22 protein-coding genes and 1 pseudogene are annotated in these 16,547 nt (G+C 61.7%); 18 read left to right on the top strand and 5 right to left on the bottom strand.

Annotated elements, in window-relative coordinates:
- Positions 1–12 precede the first annotated feature (12 nt).
- The 3 genes from clpP to DM374_RS16320 all read right to left on the bottom strand — a co-directional run bounded on the left by clpP (position 13) and on the right by DM374_RS16320 (position 2,616).
- Complete coding sequence (gene clpP, locus DM374_RS16330) at positions 13–654, bottom strand: ATP-dependent Clp endopeptidase proteolytic subunit ClpP (protein ID WP_095159205.1); 642 nt, start codon at positions 652–654, stop codon at positions 13–15.
- 90 nt (positions 655–744) lie between these two features.
- Positions 745–2,058 carry a trigger factor gene (gene tig, locus DM374_RS16325; protein ID WP_110970796.1) on the bottom strand — a complete coding sequence of 438 codons (1,314 nt, stop codon included), beginning with the start codon at positions 2,056–2,058 and terminating at the stop codon, positions 745–747.
- 252 nt (positions 2,059–2,310) lie between these two features.
- Entirely contained in the window at positions 2,311–2,616 is a 306-nt protein-coding gene (locus tag DM374_RS16320; protein WP_110970795.1) for a DUF6388 family protein, read from the bottom strand.
- Positions 2,617–3,595: 979 nt separating this feature from the next.
- On the opposite strand from DM374_RS16320, the gene DM374_RS16315 reads away from it, so the two are divergent.
- Positions 3,596–3,937, top strand: coding sequence for a hypothetical protein (locus DM374_RS16315; RefSeq protein WP_110970794.1), 342 nt, complete (start codon positions 3,596–3,598; stop codon positions 3,935–3,937).
- A 150-nt stretch (positions 3,938–4,087) separates the two neighbouring features.
- Here DM374_RS16315 and DM374_RS16310 read toward each other — a convergent pair whose 3' ends face one another.
- Both DM374_RS16310 and DM374_RS16305 read right to left on the bottom strand, forming a co-directional pair.
- Positions 4,088–5,125, bottom strand: coding sequence for a phage portal protein (locus tag DM374_RS16310; protein WP_110970793.1), 1,038 nt, complete (start codon positions 5,123–5,125; stop codon positions 4,088–4,090).
- A complete protein-coding gene (locus tag DM374_RS16305) occupies positions 5,126–6,877 on the bottom strand; it encodes a terminase ATPase subunit family protein (RefSeq protein WP_110970922.1) in 1,752 nt (583 codons plus the stop codon).
- A gap of 152 nt (positions 6,878–7,029) precedes the next feature.
- Here DM374_RS16305 and DM374_RS16300 point away from each other — a divergent pair, with 152 nt between their 5' ends.
- The 17 genes and pseudogenes from DM374_RS16300 to DM374_RS16225 form a co-directional block, all read left to right on the top strand.
- A complete protein-coding gene (locus tag DM374_RS16300) occupies positions 7,030–7,881 on the top strand; it encodes a GPO family capsid scaffolding protein (protein WP_110970792.1) in 852 nt (283 codons plus the stop codon).
- Between the two features lie 39 nt (positions 7,882–7,920).
- Entirely contained in the window at positions 7,921–8,931 is a 1,011-nt protein-coding gene (locus tag DM374_RS16295) for a phage major capsid protein, P2 family (protein WP_110970791.1), read from the top strand.
- Positions 8,932–8,935: 4 nt separating this feature from the next.
- Entirely contained in the window at positions 8,936–9,637 is a 702-nt protein-coding gene (gpM, locus tag DM374_RS16290; protein WP_110970790.1) for a phage terminase small subunit, read from the top strand.
- Between the two features lie 100 nt (positions 9,638–9,737).
- Positions 9,738–10,199 carry a head completion/stabilization protein gene (locus DM374_RS16285; RefSeq protein ID WP_110970789.1) on the top strand — a complete coding sequence of 154 codons (462 nt, stop codon included), beginning with the start codon at positions 9,738–9,740 and terminating at the stop codon, positions 10,197–10,199.
- A complete protein-coding gene (locus DM374_RS16280; protein ID WP_110970788.1) occupies positions 10,199–10,411 on the top strand; it encodes a tail protein X in 213 nt (70 codons plus the stop codon). Before DM374_RS16285 ends, DM374_RS16280 begins: the two co-directional genes overlap by 1 nt.
- Before the next feature lie 24 nt (positions 10,412–10,435).
- Positions 10,436–10,789 (top strand): putative holin, encoded by a 354-nt coding sequence (locus DM374_RS16275; protein ID WP_110970787.1) that lies wholly within the window; start codon positions 10,436–10,438, stop codon positions 10,787–10,789.
- A 1-nt stretch (position 10,790) separates the two neighbouring features.
- Positions 10,791–11,069 carry a phage holin family protein gene (locus DM374_RS16270; RefSeq protein WP_110970786.1) on the top strand — a complete coding sequence of 93 codons (279 nt, stop codon included), beginning with the start codon at positions 10,791–10,793 and terminating at the stop codon, positions 11,067–11,069.
- The gene (locus DM374_RS16265) at positions 11,066–11,899 is read left to right on the top strand and encodes an N-acetylmuramidase domain-containing protein (RefSeq protein ID WP_110970785.1); all 834 of its coding nucleotides are present in this window, start codon (positions 11,066–11,068) and stop codon (positions 11,897–11,899) included. The genes DM374_RS16270 and DM374_RS16265 overlap by 4 nt, the downstream gene beginning before the upstream one ends.
- Positions 11,782–12,261: pseudogene (locus DM374_RS16260) on the top strand (hypothetical protein); the annotation flags it as partial. The gene DM374_RS16265 and the pseudogene DM374_RS16260, both read left to right, overlap by 118 nt.
- Entirely contained in the window at positions 12,182–12,451 is a 270-nt protein-coding gene (gene lysC, locus DM374_RS33730) for an Rz1-like lysis system protein LysC (RefSeq protein ID WP_225422519.1), read from the top strand. The pseudogene DM374_RS16260 and the gene lysC, both read left to right, overlap by 80 nt.
- Positions 12,435–12,968 carry a phage tail protein gene (locus DM374_RS16255; RefSeq protein WP_110970784.1) on the top strand — a complete coding sequence of 178 codons (534 nt, stop codon included), beginning with the start codon at positions 12,435–12,437 and terminating at the stop codon, positions 12,966–12,968. Before lysC ends, DM374_RS16255 begins: the two co-directional genes overlap by 17 nt.
- Positions 12,961–13,416 (top strand): phage virion morphogenesis protein, encoded by a 456-nt coding sequence (locus DM374_RS16250; RefSeq protein WP_110970783.1) that lies wholly within the window; start codon positions 12,961–12,963, stop codon positions 13,414–13,416. The genes DM374_RS16255 and DM374_RS16250 overlap by 8 nt, the downstream gene beginning before the upstream one ends.
- 60 nt (positions 13,417–13,476) lie before the next feature.
- Positions 13,477–14,052, top strand: coding sequence for a phage baseplate assembly protein V (locus DM374_RS16245; RefSeq protein ID WP_110970782.1), 576 nt, complete (start codon positions 13,477–13,479; stop codon positions 14,050–14,052).
- Positions 14,049–14,393, top strand: a complete 345-nt coding sequence (locus tag DM374_RS16240; protein WP_110970781.1) for a GPW/gp25 family protein — start codon at positions 14,049–14,051, stop codon at positions 14,391–14,393. Before DM374_RS16245 ends, DM374_RS16240 begins: the two co-directional genes overlap by 4 nt.
- Positions 14,390–15,304 carry a baseplate J/gp47 family protein gene (locus tag DM374_RS16235; protein ID WP_110970780.1) on the top strand — a complete coding sequence of 305 codons (915 nt, stop codon included), beginning with the start codon at positions 14,390–14,392 and terminating at the stop codon, positions 15,302–15,304. Before DM374_RS16240 ends, DM374_RS16235 begins: the two co-directional genes overlap by 4 nt.
- The gene (locus DM374_RS16230) at positions 15,301–15,915 is read left to right on the top strand and encodes a phage tail protein I (RefSeq protein WP_110970779.1); all 615 of its coding nucleotides are present in this window, start codon (positions 15,301–15,303) and stop codon (positions 15,913–15,915) included. The genes DM374_RS16235 and DM374_RS16230 overlap by 4 nt, the downstream gene beginning before the upstream one ends.
- Positions 15,912–16,547 (top strand): phage tail protein (locus DM374_RS16225; protein WP_177431568.1); only part of this gene is annotated, 636 nt, incomplete at its 3' end. The genes DM374_RS16230 and DM374_RS16225, both read left to right, overlap by 4 nt.

The raw sequence follows: 16,547 nt of genomic DNA, 5'->3' as shown, positions 1-16,547 counted from the left end.
TGGGACCCGGGATCAGGACACCAGTTGCCGCTTGTCGTAGACCGAGTCGATCAGGCCGTACTCGGCTGCGCGCGAGGCGCTCATGAAGTTGTCGCGCTCGGTATCACGCTTGATGGTTTCCAGCTCCTGACCCGTGTGATGAGCCAGCAGCTCATTCAGGCGCGCCTTGATGCTGAGAATTTCCTGGGCGTGGATCTCGATATCGGTCGCCTGACCCTGGAAGCCACCCAGCGGCTGGTGAATCATCACCCGCGAGTTTGGCAGGCAGTGGCGCTTGCCAGCGGCACCGGCCGCCAACAGGAAGGCGCCCATGCTGCAGGCCTGGCCAATGCAGATAGTCGAGACGTCCGGCTTGATGAACTGCATGGTGTCGTAGATCGACATACCGGCAGTCACCGACCCGCCTGGGGAGTTGATGTAGAGATGGATATCCTTGTCCGGGTTTTCCGCTTCAAGGAACAGCAGTTGCGCCACTACCAGGTTGGCCATGTAGTCCTCTACAGGACCCACCAGGAAGATCACACGCTCCTTCAACAGGCGCGAGTAAATGTCATAGGCGCGTTCGCCACGGGCGGACTGCTCGATAACCATCGGGACCAGGCCGCCTGCGGCCTGGATGTCAGAGCTCTGCTGAATATAAGAATTGCGGGACATGTCCTGCACTCACTCCCAAATAGTCGTGGCTTGAATACGCACAAGCCAGCGCGAAGGCTGGCTTGTGGGGTTTTCCTACGAAGGAGGAAATCACTCAGCGTCGGCAGGTGCCTGTGCTGGCTTGACGGCCTCTTCGTACGAGACCGATTTGTCGGTCACAGTCGCTTTCTGCAGGACAGTATCTACAACTTGTTCTTCCAGCACAACCGAACGAACTTCGTTCAGTTGCTGGTCGTTCTTGTAGTACCAAGCCACGACCTGCTCAGGCTCCTGGTAGGCCGAAGCCATTTCCTGGATCAGCTCGCGAACGCGATCTTCGTCCGGCTTCAGCTCGTTCTGCTTGACCACTTCAGCGACGATCAGGCCCAGCACGACGCGGCGCTTGGCTTGCTCTTCGAACAGCTCGGCCGGCAGTTGCTCAGGTTTGATGTTGCCACCGAACTGCTGTACGGCTTGAACGCGCAGGCGATTCACTTCGTTTTCCAGCAGGGCTTTCGGCACTTCAACCGGGTTGGCAGCCAGCAGGCCGTCCATTACCTGGTTCTTGACCTTGGTCTTGATGGCCTGACGCAGTTCACGCTCCATGTTCTTGCGAACTTCGGTGCGGAAACCTTCCAGACCGGTTTCCTTGATACCGAACTGGGCGAAGAACTCTTCGGTCAGCTCAGGCAGCTTCGGCTCGGAAACGCTGTTGACGGTAACGGTGAACTCGGCGGTTTTGCCAGCCAGGTCCAGGTTCTGATAGTCCTCAGGGAAGGTCAGGTTGAGCACACGCTCTTCACCAGCCTTGGCGCCAACCAGACCTTCTTCGAAGCCCGGGATCATGCGGCCGGAACCCAGAACCAGCTGGGTACCCTGGGCCGAACCACCAGCGAAGGCTTCGCCGTCGATCTTGCCGACGAAATCGATGTTCAGCTGGTCTTCGTTCTGGGCAGCGCGCTCGGCCACTTCAAAACGGGTGTTCTGCTTGCGCAGCACTTCCAGCATGTTGTCCAGGTCGGCGTCGGTCACGTCGGCGCTCAGGCGCTCGACAGCGATCGAGTCGAAACCGGCAACGGTGAACTCAGGGAAGACTTCGAAAGTGGCGACGTATTCCAGGTCCTTGCCTTTTTCGAAGACTTTCGGCTCGACGGCAGGGGCGCCAGCCGGGTTCAGCTTCTGCTCGACAACAGCTTCATAGAAGGTGGCCTGGATCAGGTCGCCCAGGGCTTCCTGACGGGCTGCATCTTCGTAGCGCTGACGGATCACGCTCATTGGCACCTTGCCAGGACGGAAACCTGGGACCTTGGCGCGACGGGCAGTCTGTTGCAGACGCTTGTTGACTTCGGTCTCGATGCGCTCGGCTGGAACGCCGATGGTCATGCGGCGCTCGAGAGCGGAAGTATTTTCAACAGAAACTTGCATGGATATTCCTCGTTGCACAGACGTTAGCCGGCGAAACCCGACTCCAGAATCAAGGGCAAGCATTCTAGTAGCTCACACACCAGAAGTCACCCTGTTCGACCCGGAGGCGAATAGCGCCGGCTCTCATGATTTTCGACAATGGCCGGACAGCGGCGGAACAGACCTGCAACGCCCGCGAAACAGGGATTTTCTACCCCGCTCGCGAGCCCTGTGCGGATCTGCGTCAACTCTCCGGCGAAACAATTCAACGCATCAGGAAACAGGACCATCGATCTCGTTGAAATCGCAGTACTCTTCCCAGCTCATACCCAACGCCTCGGCCACTTCGCGATGAACTTCCAGGCGCATGACCTGAAGCTCTTCTGGCGACTCGGCGACAAGACGTAGAGTCAGCTCCCAGGGCTCGATACCCTGCTCTTGGGCCTCATCTTCAAATGCCCACTGAATCTGTTGTTGCTGCTCGGACTCGCTCAGCGCGGCAATCTCCGCCAGCAACTGTGGATTGGCTTGAGTGAAGCGCTCCAGCGCAACAGCCTGCCGGGACTCTTTCGCAATCATCTTTCCATCCGCCCGCCGACTCACCGGCATTTTGTCAACCGGCTGAAATCTATCAGCTTTTGTTCAGGTCTTGCTAGTCATGGGACCCAGCAGGGACTGCAACAAACAGCAGTAATAAAGGAAGCGAAGGACGGAAAAAGAAAAAGGCCGCTCAAGGCGGCCTTTTTTGAAGTTTCGCGGCATTCAGCGGAAGGCGGCGAAACTTAAGATGGTGCGGACGAAGAGACTCGAACTCATCAACTAATAGCAGCATCGCTTGAGGGCCGCGATCCTAGGGGCTTGCAGGAGGTCCGCGCAAGCATTTTTGTTCCCAGGTTGTTCCCAGTCTATGCATGGGCGTCACTGCTCGGGCGCCCTGTTGGTGGGAAATCGCCGTTTCATGTTGACCCATCAAAAAAAGGTAATTTTGGTAATTTGTTTTTCAAAATGCTCTGGAGGCCACGTAAATCAAGGGCTCCAGCGATTTTGAAAAAGGTAATTTTTAGGTAATTGAAAGGTAATTGGATTACCTCTAAAGAGGGTTGGAAGGACGAAAAATAAAATCCTTTAAAATCAGTCTCTTATGAAAAAATTACCTTTCCCCTTACCTCAAATTACCTTTTGAGGTAATCGCTGGAAGCCTTACGGTTCAAGGGCTGGAGCACTGGTTGGCACCCCACCTAACCAAAATTACCTTTTTTGGAAGGCCGACCTGAAAAGCACAGACAGAGGAGCTCTCCTCAGCGCAGTAAATGCCACCAGTGCAGGGATTCGCAGGGATGTTGCCCACCGTATTCCCCACGAACGCCCATAGCCTGCATGACCTCTGCCGGAGCGCAGGGGTGCCGAAATTCCCACACGTTTAGCCCGCAGGCGTGGCGGGGGGACGATTGCGCGCGCCGGCTCCAGGTACTGGTGAACACCGCGTTCGTCGATCAGGCGAGCGAGCAGGCACAATCACTGATACTGTTCATATATACAGCATTAAGGGAGCACGGTAGTGCTGATCGATGACACAGGATTCGAGCTGGGGATGCCTACCCTCGAGGAAATGATCCGGCACCAGGTCGTGCTACTGAAGCACGAGCGCGAGGACGTCTGGCTACGCCTGGCCAAAGCCAACGAAGACATCCAGCGACTGATTGAGATCAACGAAGGGCTCAACCGTCAGGTCATTGATCTGCGGCGGCAAATGAGCGAAAGAGGTGTGGCCGAAGTGAAGAAGGATGTCCGGGGGTTGCACTCAGGTCATGTGCCGACCTGGGGCATGAGGCTACCGAGTACCGAGGAAGTGCTGGCCGAGATCGCTGCCCGTGACGGGAAGCCCGTCAAGGCCCCGTAATTGCTGGGCAAAGGCCATGAAACCTGTGGCTTGAATGCCCTCTAAATGCTAGTATTTACTGGGGTTTTACATACTCAAAATCGATCCTTTTTTCCTCCGCCAAGACACAAAAAAACCGTCACATAGACGGCTTTTTGCAATGCGTGCTCTTCATGATTTGGGCGGTAACTCGAATGGCCGGAACCTCACGACCTCCTCGCCCAACCATTCGTTGATCTGCTGCAGGCGGGCCTGCTCCGGCTCCAGCTCGTTGACGGACCAAACCTCTGCAGCCTCGCGCACCGAGCCGAACCCGCCCGCGTTCTGCGGCACAACCCCCATCAGTTGCGGCGGGATCCGCAGCATCGCCAACTGGTCGTCGCGGCTGATGTTCTTGATCGCACCGAAGTCGTCCTTCGCGGCCACCTCACTGATCGGGATGAGCTGGATTCCGTCCTTCTTGCCGTTCGGCGCGTACATGAACAGGTTGCGGAAGTTACCTGGGCCCTTGCTGTTCTTCATGGCCTTGCGCAAGTCGTCGACGAAATCCTCGTTCTGCGCCGCATCCGTCATGTAGAGGATGAACCCCGCGTGACTCCCGTTTTGGTAGTACTTGCGGCGGAATAGCGTTGCCGACTCGTTCAGCAGTGCGGCCTGCAGGGCCGGTAGCCACTCCGGCAACCCGTAAACCTCTTGATTGATGTCCGCTACCCGCAAGTGGCAAATACTGCCTGGGCGAAATTCATGCTCATCGCGCCACCCACGCACCTGGAAGTACGTCTCCAGGTCAGTCCCTCGGCGCATGTACTTCGCCAAGCAGGGCTTGAGGCCCAGGGCCTGTCGGAGCATGTTGTCGCGCTTCTCCAGGTACAGGTTCCCAGACCAGCCAAGGTCCATGACGATCTGCTCGAAGGCCTCTCGGCTAAGCAGCCGGTGGGGAATGAACGTCCTGGCCAAGGCGTTGCGCTTGAAAATCAAGCCGGACTGCAGGTAGACGCTGGCCTTCGATGATCTGGCCAGGCCATCCAATGAAACCGGTGGCTCGTACCAGCGCCCATTGCTGTAACACTCCAGGTAATCCAGGATCTCGCGCCCGTCCAGGACTGGCGTCGGATCCCCGAAGGTAAAGGCCTCCGCCCGACTGGCCGAGCCCACCAGTTGCTGCCCGTTACTCGCCGGCAACGTGCCGGCCTGCTCAATCGCGCCCATTCAATAGATCTCCATGATGCCGGTGTTGACCACGGTCTGGCCCTCCAGCGGCTCGTTGTGCAATGCGTGAAAGAGTGCCCAGGCCAGGTCAGCATGGCCGGTTTCTTCGTTCCGGCCTGCGGTGTAGGTGAACTGCCGACCGCTGGGTGTAATGGTCTTGCGGATGGCCATCAACGACTGCGCGACATCCGTCCAGCCGGCATCGAACTCCAGGCGCCCCTTGCTGATGACGTCCCAAGCCTTCATCACCAGGCGGGTCTTGACCTCGGGGCTGTATGAGAACGTCCGCAGCGCCGGGAAGAACTGGCGCACCAGGTGGGCGACGCCGCTGCCCATGCCCGTGTTATCGATGCCGATGTACGTCACGTTGTAGCGCCGGGTGACCTGCCGGATCGTCTCTGCCTGAGCGTTGAAGTCCATCCCGCGGAACTGGTGCCGTTCCAAGAGGAAGAACTTCCCGCCTGGTACCAGCGGCGGAGCCAATACGACCAAGGCCGAAGAGTCGCCGGTTTCCGCCGGGTCATAGCCAATCCAGACAGGGCGCTCGCCGAATGGCCGCGCCGCGAACGGGCTGTAGCCCGGCCAGTCCCAGCTTTCGACCATGCACGGCTGCAGCATCGCAAGCGGAAAAATACTCGCTCCGTCGTCGACGAACTGGCACATCAGGAGGTTCTGGAATGAGGCCGGGTCGTATTCGATCTTCAACTCATCCAGGTCGAAGAGGTCGCACCCTCTGGACTCGGCGTCCATGATCGTGACGATCTGCCGCCAGATCCGGTCCTTGCACAGGTGCCCCTGCTGCAGAGCCTCGTGGCTCACGTCTATCTGAATATGCTGGGCCGTGGGTTTGCCCTTATTCAACCGCTCCCCTGTCCACCAGGTGTATGCCTGGTGGGCCATGCTGCTAGGGGTCGAGAAGTAGGTCCTCCTCCAGCGCTTCTGCAGGGCCATAGCCGAGGCGACCTTGTTGATCTCCTTGAAACCGTGGACCCAGAAAAACTCGTCGAAGTAGAAGTTACCGGTCCGGCCCTGAGCGGTGCGGAAGTTCGTGCCCAGAAAGTGCAGCTCGGCGTTGTTCCAGAGCACGATCGGGTCACCAGTCAGCTTGATGCCCAGGACCTCGTTCATGAACGACTGCATGTAGGTCTTGAACTGGTGGGCTTGGGCCTTGCTGGCCGAAAGGAATATCTGGTTACGGCCAGTGGTGATCGCGTCGATCAGGGCCTCGCGTGCGAAGTAGTAGGTCGCACCGATCTGCCGGCTCTTGAGGATCATCCGCGTCCGCTGATTGCCGGCGCGGTACCAGTCCATCTGGTAGTCGTAACAGCCATCACGGAAAGCCTCGACGAGCTGCTCGATCTGCTCCTCGTTCAGCTCGTTCCGAACAGCCTGCTTCTTCGGCCCCTCGTTCCGCTTGCTGAGGTTCGGGTTGAGGTCGGTCTCTGTCCCGCCGCTCTGGAAACGCTGTATGCGCGCCTGCCGCTCCAACTGGCGATGGAGCAGGTCGATCTCCTTGAAATCGCCGCCGGTCTTGCCCTCCTTGAGGATCAACTGCACCAGGCGCGCCTCAAGGGCACCGCCGATTCGCTCGACGTTATCCGCCCGGTCCCACTCATCGCGGGTCTTCCAACTGTGGACGGTTTTCTCTTTCTCGCCCAAATAATCGGCGATATCGGTGATACGCCAGCCGGTCCAGTAGAGGAATTTGGCTTGGCGGCGAGAGTCGGTCGTGGGCTGGGCGAGAGTATTCATGGCGCCGATGCTGCCGCTCACGCGCGCGTTGCCCCACTGGCGCCCCCTGTAGCGCGCCCTCCTACAACTCCACCGCGTTGCCCTCTAAAGCCCCGCTGCCGACCATGAGCCCCATCGCAAGGCACAACGCCACCGCATTGAGGACAGCCCGCATGGCCGCAAGCACCGCCCCTACCAAGAAACTCCGCTCCAAGTTCTTCCGCGTAGCCCTGGAAGGTTCGACCACTGACGGCCGCGTCATCGAGCGTGACTGGATCACGCAGATCGTGGACTCCTACGATCGGAATCTGTTCGGTGCCCGCATCAACTGCGAGCACATCAAAAGCCTCCTGCCGGACTCGCCTTTCGGCGCCTACGGAGACGTGATCGCGGTCAAGGCCGAGGACTTCACGATTGGCGGCAAGACCAAGCTCGCGCTGCTTGCGCAAATCGAGCCCAACGAGGCCCTGATCGAGCTGAACAAGAAGAAACAGAAGATCTACTCGTCGATCGAAGTCGACCCCGAGTTTGCCGACACCGGCGGTGCCTACCTGAGAGGCCTGGCCATCACCGACAACCCGGCCAGCCTTGGCACCGAAGCGTTGGAGTTCAGCGCTAAACACGGGACCTTCGCCAACCGGAAAAGCAGTGAAAACACCCTGTTCACTGCTGCCGAAGAGGTAGTACTGGAATTCGAAGAGGTTGCTGACAGCGCCGGCATGTTCGCTGGATTACGCGAAAAAGTTAGCGGCCTCCTCAACAAGAGCAAGGAGAAAGAAGGCAAGGATGCCGCTAGCTTCACCGCCCTGGGCGAGCTGATCGAACAGATCGCTACCCACGGTGCTGAACAGGCTGAAGCGTTCGCCGCCGAGCAAAAAGCCCGCGAGGACCTGCAGGCCAAGCACGACAAGCTGTCCACCGACTTCAACGAGCTGGTCGAGCGCCTGGGCAAAACCGCAGACCACACCCAACAACAGCGCCCGCCCATGGCTGGCGGTGACGGCAAGGTCGTCGCCGAATTCTGATCCCCAGCCTCAACCACGCACCCAGTTCGGAGAAACACCATGCAGAAAGCCACCCGGATCGCCTTCAACGGCTACCTGACCCAGCAAGCCAAGATCAACGACGTCACCTCGGCGACCGAGACGTTCACCGTTGCGCCTACCCCCGTGCAGAAGCTCGAAAAGGCTATCCAGGAGTCCAGCGGGTTCCTGAAGAAGATCAACATCATTCCGGTCGACGAGGCCGAGGGCGAAGCCATCCTGCTCGGCGTCAATGGTCCAACGGCCAGCCGAACCGCGACCGGCCCAGGCAAACGCCGACAGCCACGCGATGTCAGCGCGATGAGCAAGGACACCTACGCCTGCAAAAAGACCAACTTCGACACCTCGCTGTCTTACCAGAAGCTCGATACCTGGGCGAAGTTCCCTGAGTTCCAGACCATCCTGTCCGGCTCGATCGCTGAGCGTCAGGGCCTGGACCGGATCATGATCGGCTTCAACGGCACCAGCGCAGCCGCCGATACTGATCTCGATGCCAACCCCATGCTTGAAGACGTGAACATCGGCTGGCTGCAGAAGATGCGCGACAAAGCGCCTGATCGTGTGATCGACGAAGGCGCTACTGCCGGCAAGGTCAAGTTGGGCGCTACTGGCGACTACAAGACCCTCGACGCCCTGGTGTTCGATGCCATCCAACTGCTCGACCCTTGGCACCGCAAGCGTCCTGACCTGGTCGTTATCGTCGACCCGGCATTGCTGCACGCGAAGCAACTGAAAGCACTGGAGAACGGCGCGGCATCCAACCAGGAAGCCAATGCAGCGGACGAGATCATCACCAAGACCCGCGTTGGTGGCCTTCCAATCGAAAACGACGCGCCGTTCTTCATCGAAGGCGGCGTCTGGGTTGGTCCGTTGAAGGTTCTGTCCATCTACTACCAGGCCGACAAACGTCGTCGCCACATCCGCGACGAACCGGACGCCGACCAGGTCGCCGACTACCAGTCTTCCAACGAGGCCTATGTCATCGAAGACTTCGGCGCCTGCGCCTTGGTCGAGAACATCGAGAAGGTGTGAAGCCATGACCCTGACCCTCGCTCAACGTACCCAATTGCGTAAGCGTGCTGCCAAGGAAGCGGCGCGTACTGCCCCTGCGGCCCTGATGGACGGGCTTACCCAGTACGAGCTGATGCTCGCGAAGCTCCAGCAGGACGGGCTGCGTTTGCGGCAAGTGCAGTCCCTGCAGCACAAAGCCCTGGTGAAAGCCGAGCTGATTGGCGAGTACAAGCCCTACGTCGAGGGCGTTCTCGCGGAAGGCCGTGGCGCCCAGGATGACGTGCTCATGACGGTCATGGTCTGGCGGCTGGATGCCGGTGCTTATACCGAAGCACTGGATATCGCCAAGTACGCGCTTGAGCACGGTCTCAAGATGACCGACAAATTCACCCGCACCACGGGCTGCGCAGTCGCAGAAGTCGTCGCGGACGCGGCTCTCAAAGAGTTCAAGGCAGGCGAGTCATTCCCGATTGAAGTGCTGGCCCGCACGGCGGCACTCACCGATAACCAGGACATGCCAGACGAGGTCCGAGCGAAGCTGAAGCTGGCCCTGGGCAAGGCGAAGCTCCGTGACCTGGACCTTTCCAATCCGGGGCAGCCAGGCCAGATCCAGGAAGGTATCGACTTCCTGAAAAGCGCCATCGGCCTGAACAGCCACTGCGGTGGCAAGAAGGATCTGGAGGCCGCCGAACGCCTCCTGAAGAAAATCGCCGGCACCGCCGGCTAACCGAGCGTCCCACGCACCCGGCGGCTCGGGACGGATCAGCGGCCATCAGGCTCACCTGTGAAGTCCCGACCACCGCCGATCTATTCCAGAGCACGCCATCATGAGCGGATTCATTGCCGGCGCCCCGGTGCCCAGCGGCCACATCAACACCGACACTTTCTGGCCCTCGATCGATATCGAAAAGCTGCGCAAATCCCTGCGCATCGACTCCAGCGTCACCCCCGCCAGGCTCGAAACCGCAATCATCGCCGCGGCCATCAGTGTCAACGACGAGTTGGACGCATGGCTGCAAGCCAAACGGGCCGAGGGCTTCGTCGCCCTGACCGAGGTCCCCAGCCCGCCGGTCGGCGATGTCACCAAACACGTCTACCTGTACCTGCGCGCGATCGAGGCTGCCACCGGTGCCGAGGTGTGCGAGCGATACCGCGGCTACGACACCACCGGCAGCGGCAGCAAGAACGCCGAAGACACCGCGCCAACCATCGACGACTACCGCCGCGACCAGCGCTGGGCGATCCGCGACTTCCTCGGCAAGTCGCGTACCACTGTCGAGCTGCTGTGATGACAACCCAACTGCGCACTATCCAGAACGACACCGTTGATGCCCTCTGCTGGCGTCACTACGGCCGCACGGCCGGCGTCGTCGAGGCGGTGCTCCACGCCAATCCAGGACTGGCAGATTACGGCCCGCAACTGCCCACCGGCCTGCTCGTCACCCTCCCCGACCTCCAAACCCCAGCCCCGACCAGGGCGATGGTGAACCTATGGGACTGACCACCAAGAAAAGGACTCTGCATCATGGCTGACCCGACTTCCGGAACAATCACCGGCCTGCTGATGGGCCTGGGCCTGGCCACCGCCGTGCCCCTGATCGATGGCGGCGCTCTGTTCGGCGCTGTCCTCGGCGCCTGGCTGGTGACCAGCACCAAGCGCGACCTCAAGGTCTGGCAGCGGTTGGGCTCGCTCACCCTGTCGGTCGGAGTCGGCTACCTCTTTGCCCCCGTGGCTCTGGCCTTCGCCCCGTTCATCACCTCCGGAGGCGCCGCTTTCGCCAGCGCTCTGGTCGTGATCCCGATCAGCATCAAGTGCATGGTCTGGGTCGAGCAGGCCGACCTGTTCGAGATCGTTCGCCGCATCCGTGGAGGAAGCTGACATGTCGATCATCACCACTGCCGTGCCGCTCATTACCGCCGCTGCGTACCTGCTCGGCGCCTTGCGCCTGGTCTGCTACAACCGCGGCGAAGCCCGGTACCGTCTGGGCATTTCGTTGCTGGCCAGCCTGTTCGGCGCCGCCCTGTGCCTTAACGGCCTGGATTTGCTGCTGTACCGGCCGCCCGTCAGCTTCTGGCAGACCGTGACCGCCGTGCTGCTCTGCATCCTGATCTGTCGATCTCGCGGCAACGTCGCCGCCCTGCTGAGGCCCAGCGTATGACAACTCTCCAACACGGCGATCGCTCGCAGGCCGTCCGCGACCTGCAGCGCAAGCTCAACGATCTGGGCGCCAAGCTGGTGGCCGATGGCGTCTACGGCGCCGGGACCGAGGCTGCCGTCCGGGCCTACCAGCTCCGGATCGGTCTGGTAGCAGATGGCATCGCCGGGCCGAAGACTCTTGCCGCCCTGCAGGGCGCCGACTGCCGGTTGCTGCTGCAGAACGCCGACCTGGTCAGAGCCGCCACTCGTCTCCGCGTGCCAGTAGCTGCGGTGTACGCGCTGAACGAAGTCGAATCCAAGGGCCGCGGCTTCCTGGACAACGGCAAGCCGGTGATCCTTTACGAACGGCACATCATGTACCGGCAACTGCAGGTAGCCCGGACCGACGTCGACGTGCTCCAGCTCCAGCAGCGCGCCGCTGAACTGGCCGCGAAATATCCGGCCCTGGTTAACCCGTCACCCGGTGGGTACATCGGAGGTACCGCCGAGCACCAGCGCCTGACCAGTGCCCGCCAGCTCGATGACACCGCGGCCCTGGAGTCCGCCTCTTGGGGCGCATTCCAGATCATGGGGTTCTGGTGGCAACGCCTGGGCTACACCAGCGTGCAGGACTTCGTCGCGGGAATGTCGCGCAGCGAGTCCGAACACCTAGAGGCCTTCGTCCGATTCATCGAGACCGATCCGGCGCTGCACAAGGCACTCAAGGCCCTGAAATGGGCAACGGTGGCCAGTCTCTACAACGGTCCGGACTACAAACGAAACCTCTACGACGTGAAGCTGCAGCGTGCGTTCGAACGGCACCAAGATTGCGCCTGCGAGGTTGCAGCGTGATCGACATCCGCACCGGCGTCCTGGCCGGTGCCCTCCTGCTCTCTGCCGGCCTTTGGTCCTGGGGCCAGCACCAACGCCTCGACACCGCCGAGGAAAACGCGAAGCGCCTGCAGGACCAGGTCGACACCGCCCAGGGCGAAGCGCGCCAGAACCTGGCCACCGCCACCGAACTGAAACAGACCCTGAACCGCGAACGCGAAACCCAAGCCCAGCAACTCCAGCTCCTGGGCGAGCTTCGCCTTGGCCTGGCCGATCGCCGGCGACAGATCGAGGACCTCAAGCGTGAAAACGACCAACTCCGTAACTGGGCTGACCAGCCTCTGCCTGACGCTGCTCGCCGGCTGCGCGAGCGCCCCGCCCTCACCGGCGCCGACGCTTATCGTGACTGGCTGTCCCGCAGTGGTGCCGTGCGTGCTGCCGGCGACGGCGCCGGCGAACAACGGCAACCTGCTCAGTGACGAAGACCAGGTCGAACAGGCGTGGGCCGAATGTGCCGCCCAGGTCGACCTCATCTATAAGCACCAGGTGAACACCGATGAACAAGCCCGATAGCCTACGCGCCCACCTGCTCGCCGCCGTTCCGGATCTCGCACGCAACCCTGATCGACTGCTGGTCTTCATCGACAACGGCAAGGTCCGTTGCACCGCCGCGACGTCCCTGTCATTCGAGTACGAGTACAGCCTGCAGCTCATCCTCACCGACTTCGCTGGCCATCCCGACACGGTCATGCTGCCGATCCTCGGCTGGCTGCGGGTGAACCAGCCCGAGCTGCTGGCCAACCTGGACAAGTCGAAGGAAGGGTTGAAATTCGAGGTCGATATTCTGGACGGCAGCAAAGTGGACATGAGCATCAGCCTGCCGCTGACCGAGCGCGTCGTCGTCAAGCTCAACGACCAGGGCAAATACGACGTCAGCCACCCGGCTGATCGGGGCTACGAGATGTACGAACCACACGGCCCGATCGAGATTTACGCCAACGGTGAGCAGGTAACCACCTACCAGCCGCCGGCGGCGCCCGATGGCATGGCCCTGGCGAGCCCGCACCCGAAGCGGCCACAACATGGCTGACCTTGAATCACTCGACACCTGGATCAATCCTCTCCTGCAGCGCATCGCCGCGCCCGAGCGCGCGAAGCTGGCCAGGTCGATCGCCCAGCAGCTCCGTCGCTCCCAGCAGCAGCGGATCAACGCCCAGCGCAACCCGGACGGCACGCCGTTCGCCCCGCGCAAGCCCTCCAAGCTGCGAGAAAAGCAGGGCCGGGTGAAGCGCAAGGCCAAGATGTTCCAGAAGCTACGCGCCGCCAGCTACATGAAAGCCCGCGGCGACAAGAGCCTCGCCACGGTCGGTTTCACCGGGCGCATTGCGCGTATTGCCCGTGTGCACCAGGACGGCCTGCGCGACCGGGTCGCGCCGCGGGGGCCGACCGCCTTGTACGAGCGCCGCGAAATTCTCGGCCTGACCGACATCGATCATCAGCTCATCCGTGACGCCTTGATCGACCACCTCGCCCTGTAGCCGCGCGCCGTACAACCCCCGCGTGCTGCGCGCGCATGAGCCCGGCGCCACCATCGCGCCATGAACGATCTCCCCACGCTCTCCCGACTGCTGGAAAACATGGTCCGCTTCGGCACTATCGCCGCAGTGCAGCATGTGCCGCCCCGCGTGACCGTCAGTACCGGCGACCTGGTGACCACTTGGCTGCCGTGGGTTGCCGGGCGTGCCGGCCAGGATGTCGACTGGGATCCGCCAACACCTGGTGAACAGGTCCTCCTGATATCCCCGAGTGGTCAGCTCGCAAATGGCGTGGTCTTCACCGGCCTATTCAGTGATGCGATTCCCGCCAATGGCGATCGTGCCGGCCTGCACCGCCGCACCTACCGTGACGGCGCCGTGATCGAGTACGACAGCATCGCTCACCACCTCAACGTCACGCTGCCGGCCGGCGGCACCACCAACCTTGTCAGTACCGGTGGGATCACGATTGAGGGCCCGATCACACACAAGGGCGACTACATCCAGACCGGCAACCAGACCGTGACAGGCAAGGTCACCGTGAGCCAGGACGTGGTCGCCGGCGGCGTCAGCGTCGTGCAGCACAAGCACACCGGTGTGGCGCGCGGTGACGGTACGACAGATGGGCCGCAGCCATGAACCGCAGAAACGGCCGCCCGCTGACGGAGCTGGAGCACATCACCCAGTCCGTCGAGGACATCCTCACCACCCGTCTCGGTACCAGGATCGCCCGCCGCGAGTACGGCAGCCTGCTGCCGGAGCTGATCGATCAGCCACAGAACGCCACAACCAGGATCCGCCTGATCGCCGCCACCGCCATGGCACTTGTGAACTGGGAACCCCGGATCAGCCTGTCGCGTGTGCAGTTCCATCTCTCCGACCTGTCCGGCCGTGCGGAGCTGGAAATCGACGGCGTCCTGGTCGACAGCAACGAGCCATTCAACCTCAGCACTTCCTTGCAACTGGGGGCCAGCACATGACCACCTTCACACCGATCGACTTCAGCCTCCTGCCGGCGCCGGCCGTAGTCGAGCAGATCGACTACGAGGCCATCCTGCAGGAGCGAAAGGCGTACATGATCGGTTTGTGGCCTGCGGACGAACAGGCCGAGATCGCAGGGCGCCTGGAGCTTGAGTCTGAGCCTTTGACCAAACTCCTGCAGGAGAACGCATACCGCGAAACGGTCTGGCGGCAGCGATGCAACGAAGCGGCGCTGGCAACCCTCCTCAGCACAGCGAAAGGCTCGGACCTTGACCAGGTCGCCGCCAACTTCAACGTTCAACGCCTGGTGATTCGAGCTGCTGCGCCGAAGGCCATCCCGCCGATCGCCGAGGAGCTGGAAAGCGACGACAGCCTCCGCGAGCGTGCGCAAATGGCTTTCGAAGGCCTGAGCACCGCCGGCCCCCGCAATGCCTACATCTTTCACGCCCGGAACGCCGACGGTCAGGTTGCCGACGCCTCGGCCGAAAGCCCGTCGCCGGCAGTGGCGGTTGTGACCGTCCAGGCGGCCGCCGGTGACGGCACGGCCACCCAGGCGCTCCTGACCACCGTATTCAAGTACCTGAACGATGAGGACCGCCGCCCGGTCGCTGACCGGCTGACAGTCCAAGGGGCGGAGATAGTGCGGTACCAAGTGAGCGCAAAGCTGTTCCTCAGCACTCCAGGACCTGAGTCCGACCTCATCCTTGCCGCCGCCCGGCAGAGACTGGAATCCTACGTCGGACAGCGCCGACGGCTGGGCATGCAGGTCTCACAGTCAGCGATCCACGCGGCGCTGCACGTTGAAGGCGTACGCAAGGTCGAGCTGCAGGGCTGGCAGGACATCAACGCGACACTCGCCCAGGCGCCGTACTGCACCGGCATCCAACTGGCCGCCGAGGTTGTGCAGTGAGCGCGCCGCTACTGCCAGGCAATGCCACGCAGCTTGAGCGCAACGCAGCTCAGGCTCTGGCCGAAATCCAGCGGGTGCCGATCCCGATCCGCGACCTGATGAATCCCGACCGCTGCCCGCTCGCGCTGCTGCCCTACCTGGCCTGGGCCTTCTCCGTTGATCGCTGGTCAAGCGCCTGGCCAGAGGCGGCGAAGCGCCGGGCCATCCGCGCCGCGTTCTTCATCCACACCAGGAAGGGAACCATCGGCGCGCTGCGGCGCGTGGTCGAGCCGCTCGGCTACCTGATCGATGTTGTGGAGTGGTTCAACATGACGCCCCAGGGCTCGCCGGGCACCTTCGCACTCAAGATCGGCGTCCTGGACACCGGCATCACCGACGAAATGTACGACGAGCTGACATGGCTCATCGACGACGCCAAGCCCCTCACCCGCCATCTGGTCGGCCTGGCCATCACTCTTTCCACCACCGGCTCCCTACGAATCGCCGCGGCGCTGACCGATGGGGAAGAAATTGACGTGTACCCGCCAATCGCGCGGGACATCGTCGTCAACGGCACGTTCGGCCATGCCGGCCGTGATCATCACATCGAAACCCTGGACGTTTACCCATGACTGACCAGAACAGCCAGTTCTTCGCGATCCTGACCGCGATCGGCGAGGCCAAGCAGGCGAACGCCGATGCCCTGGGCGTGCCCTGGACATTCGCCCAGATGGGCGTCGGCGACGCCAACGGCGTCGAACCTCTCCCCGATCGCCTGCAGACCCGCCTGATCAACGAGCGGCGCCGGGCGCCGCTGAACACCGTCAAGGTGGATCCCAGCAACGCCAGCATCATCATCGCCGAACAGGTAATCCCGCCGGACGTCGGTGGCTGGTGGATCCGTGAAATCGGACTATACGACGCTGCCGGCGACCTTGTGGCCGTGGCCAACTGCGCGCCAAGCTTCAAGCCGCTGCTCAGCCAGGGTACCGGCAAGACTCAAGTCGTGCGGCTGAACCTCATCGTCACCAGTACGGCGAACGTGCAGCTCAAGATCGATCCGTCCGTGGTGCTTGCAACGCGAGAGTATGTCGATACCCGAATCGTCGAGGTGCTTCCGGCAACTCGCCCTGCAGGCACATTCACAAAATTGACGATCAATGCGCGCGGGGTCGTGACTTCGGGTGAGAACCCAACAACCCTGGCAGGTTACGGAATTATCGATGCTTTGCGATTAGGGCCGCCCAGTGATCAGCGGCCGACC

The organism is Pseudomonas huaxiensis (assembly GCF_003231275.1).
Classification (GTDB): domain Bacteria; phylum Pseudomonadota; class Gammaproteobacteria; order Pseudomonadales; family Pseudomonadaceae; genus Aquipseudomonas; species Aquipseudomonas huaxiensis.
Note: the sequence above shows the minus strand (reverse complement) of the source record. Positions and strands in the feature narration are given on the sequence as shown.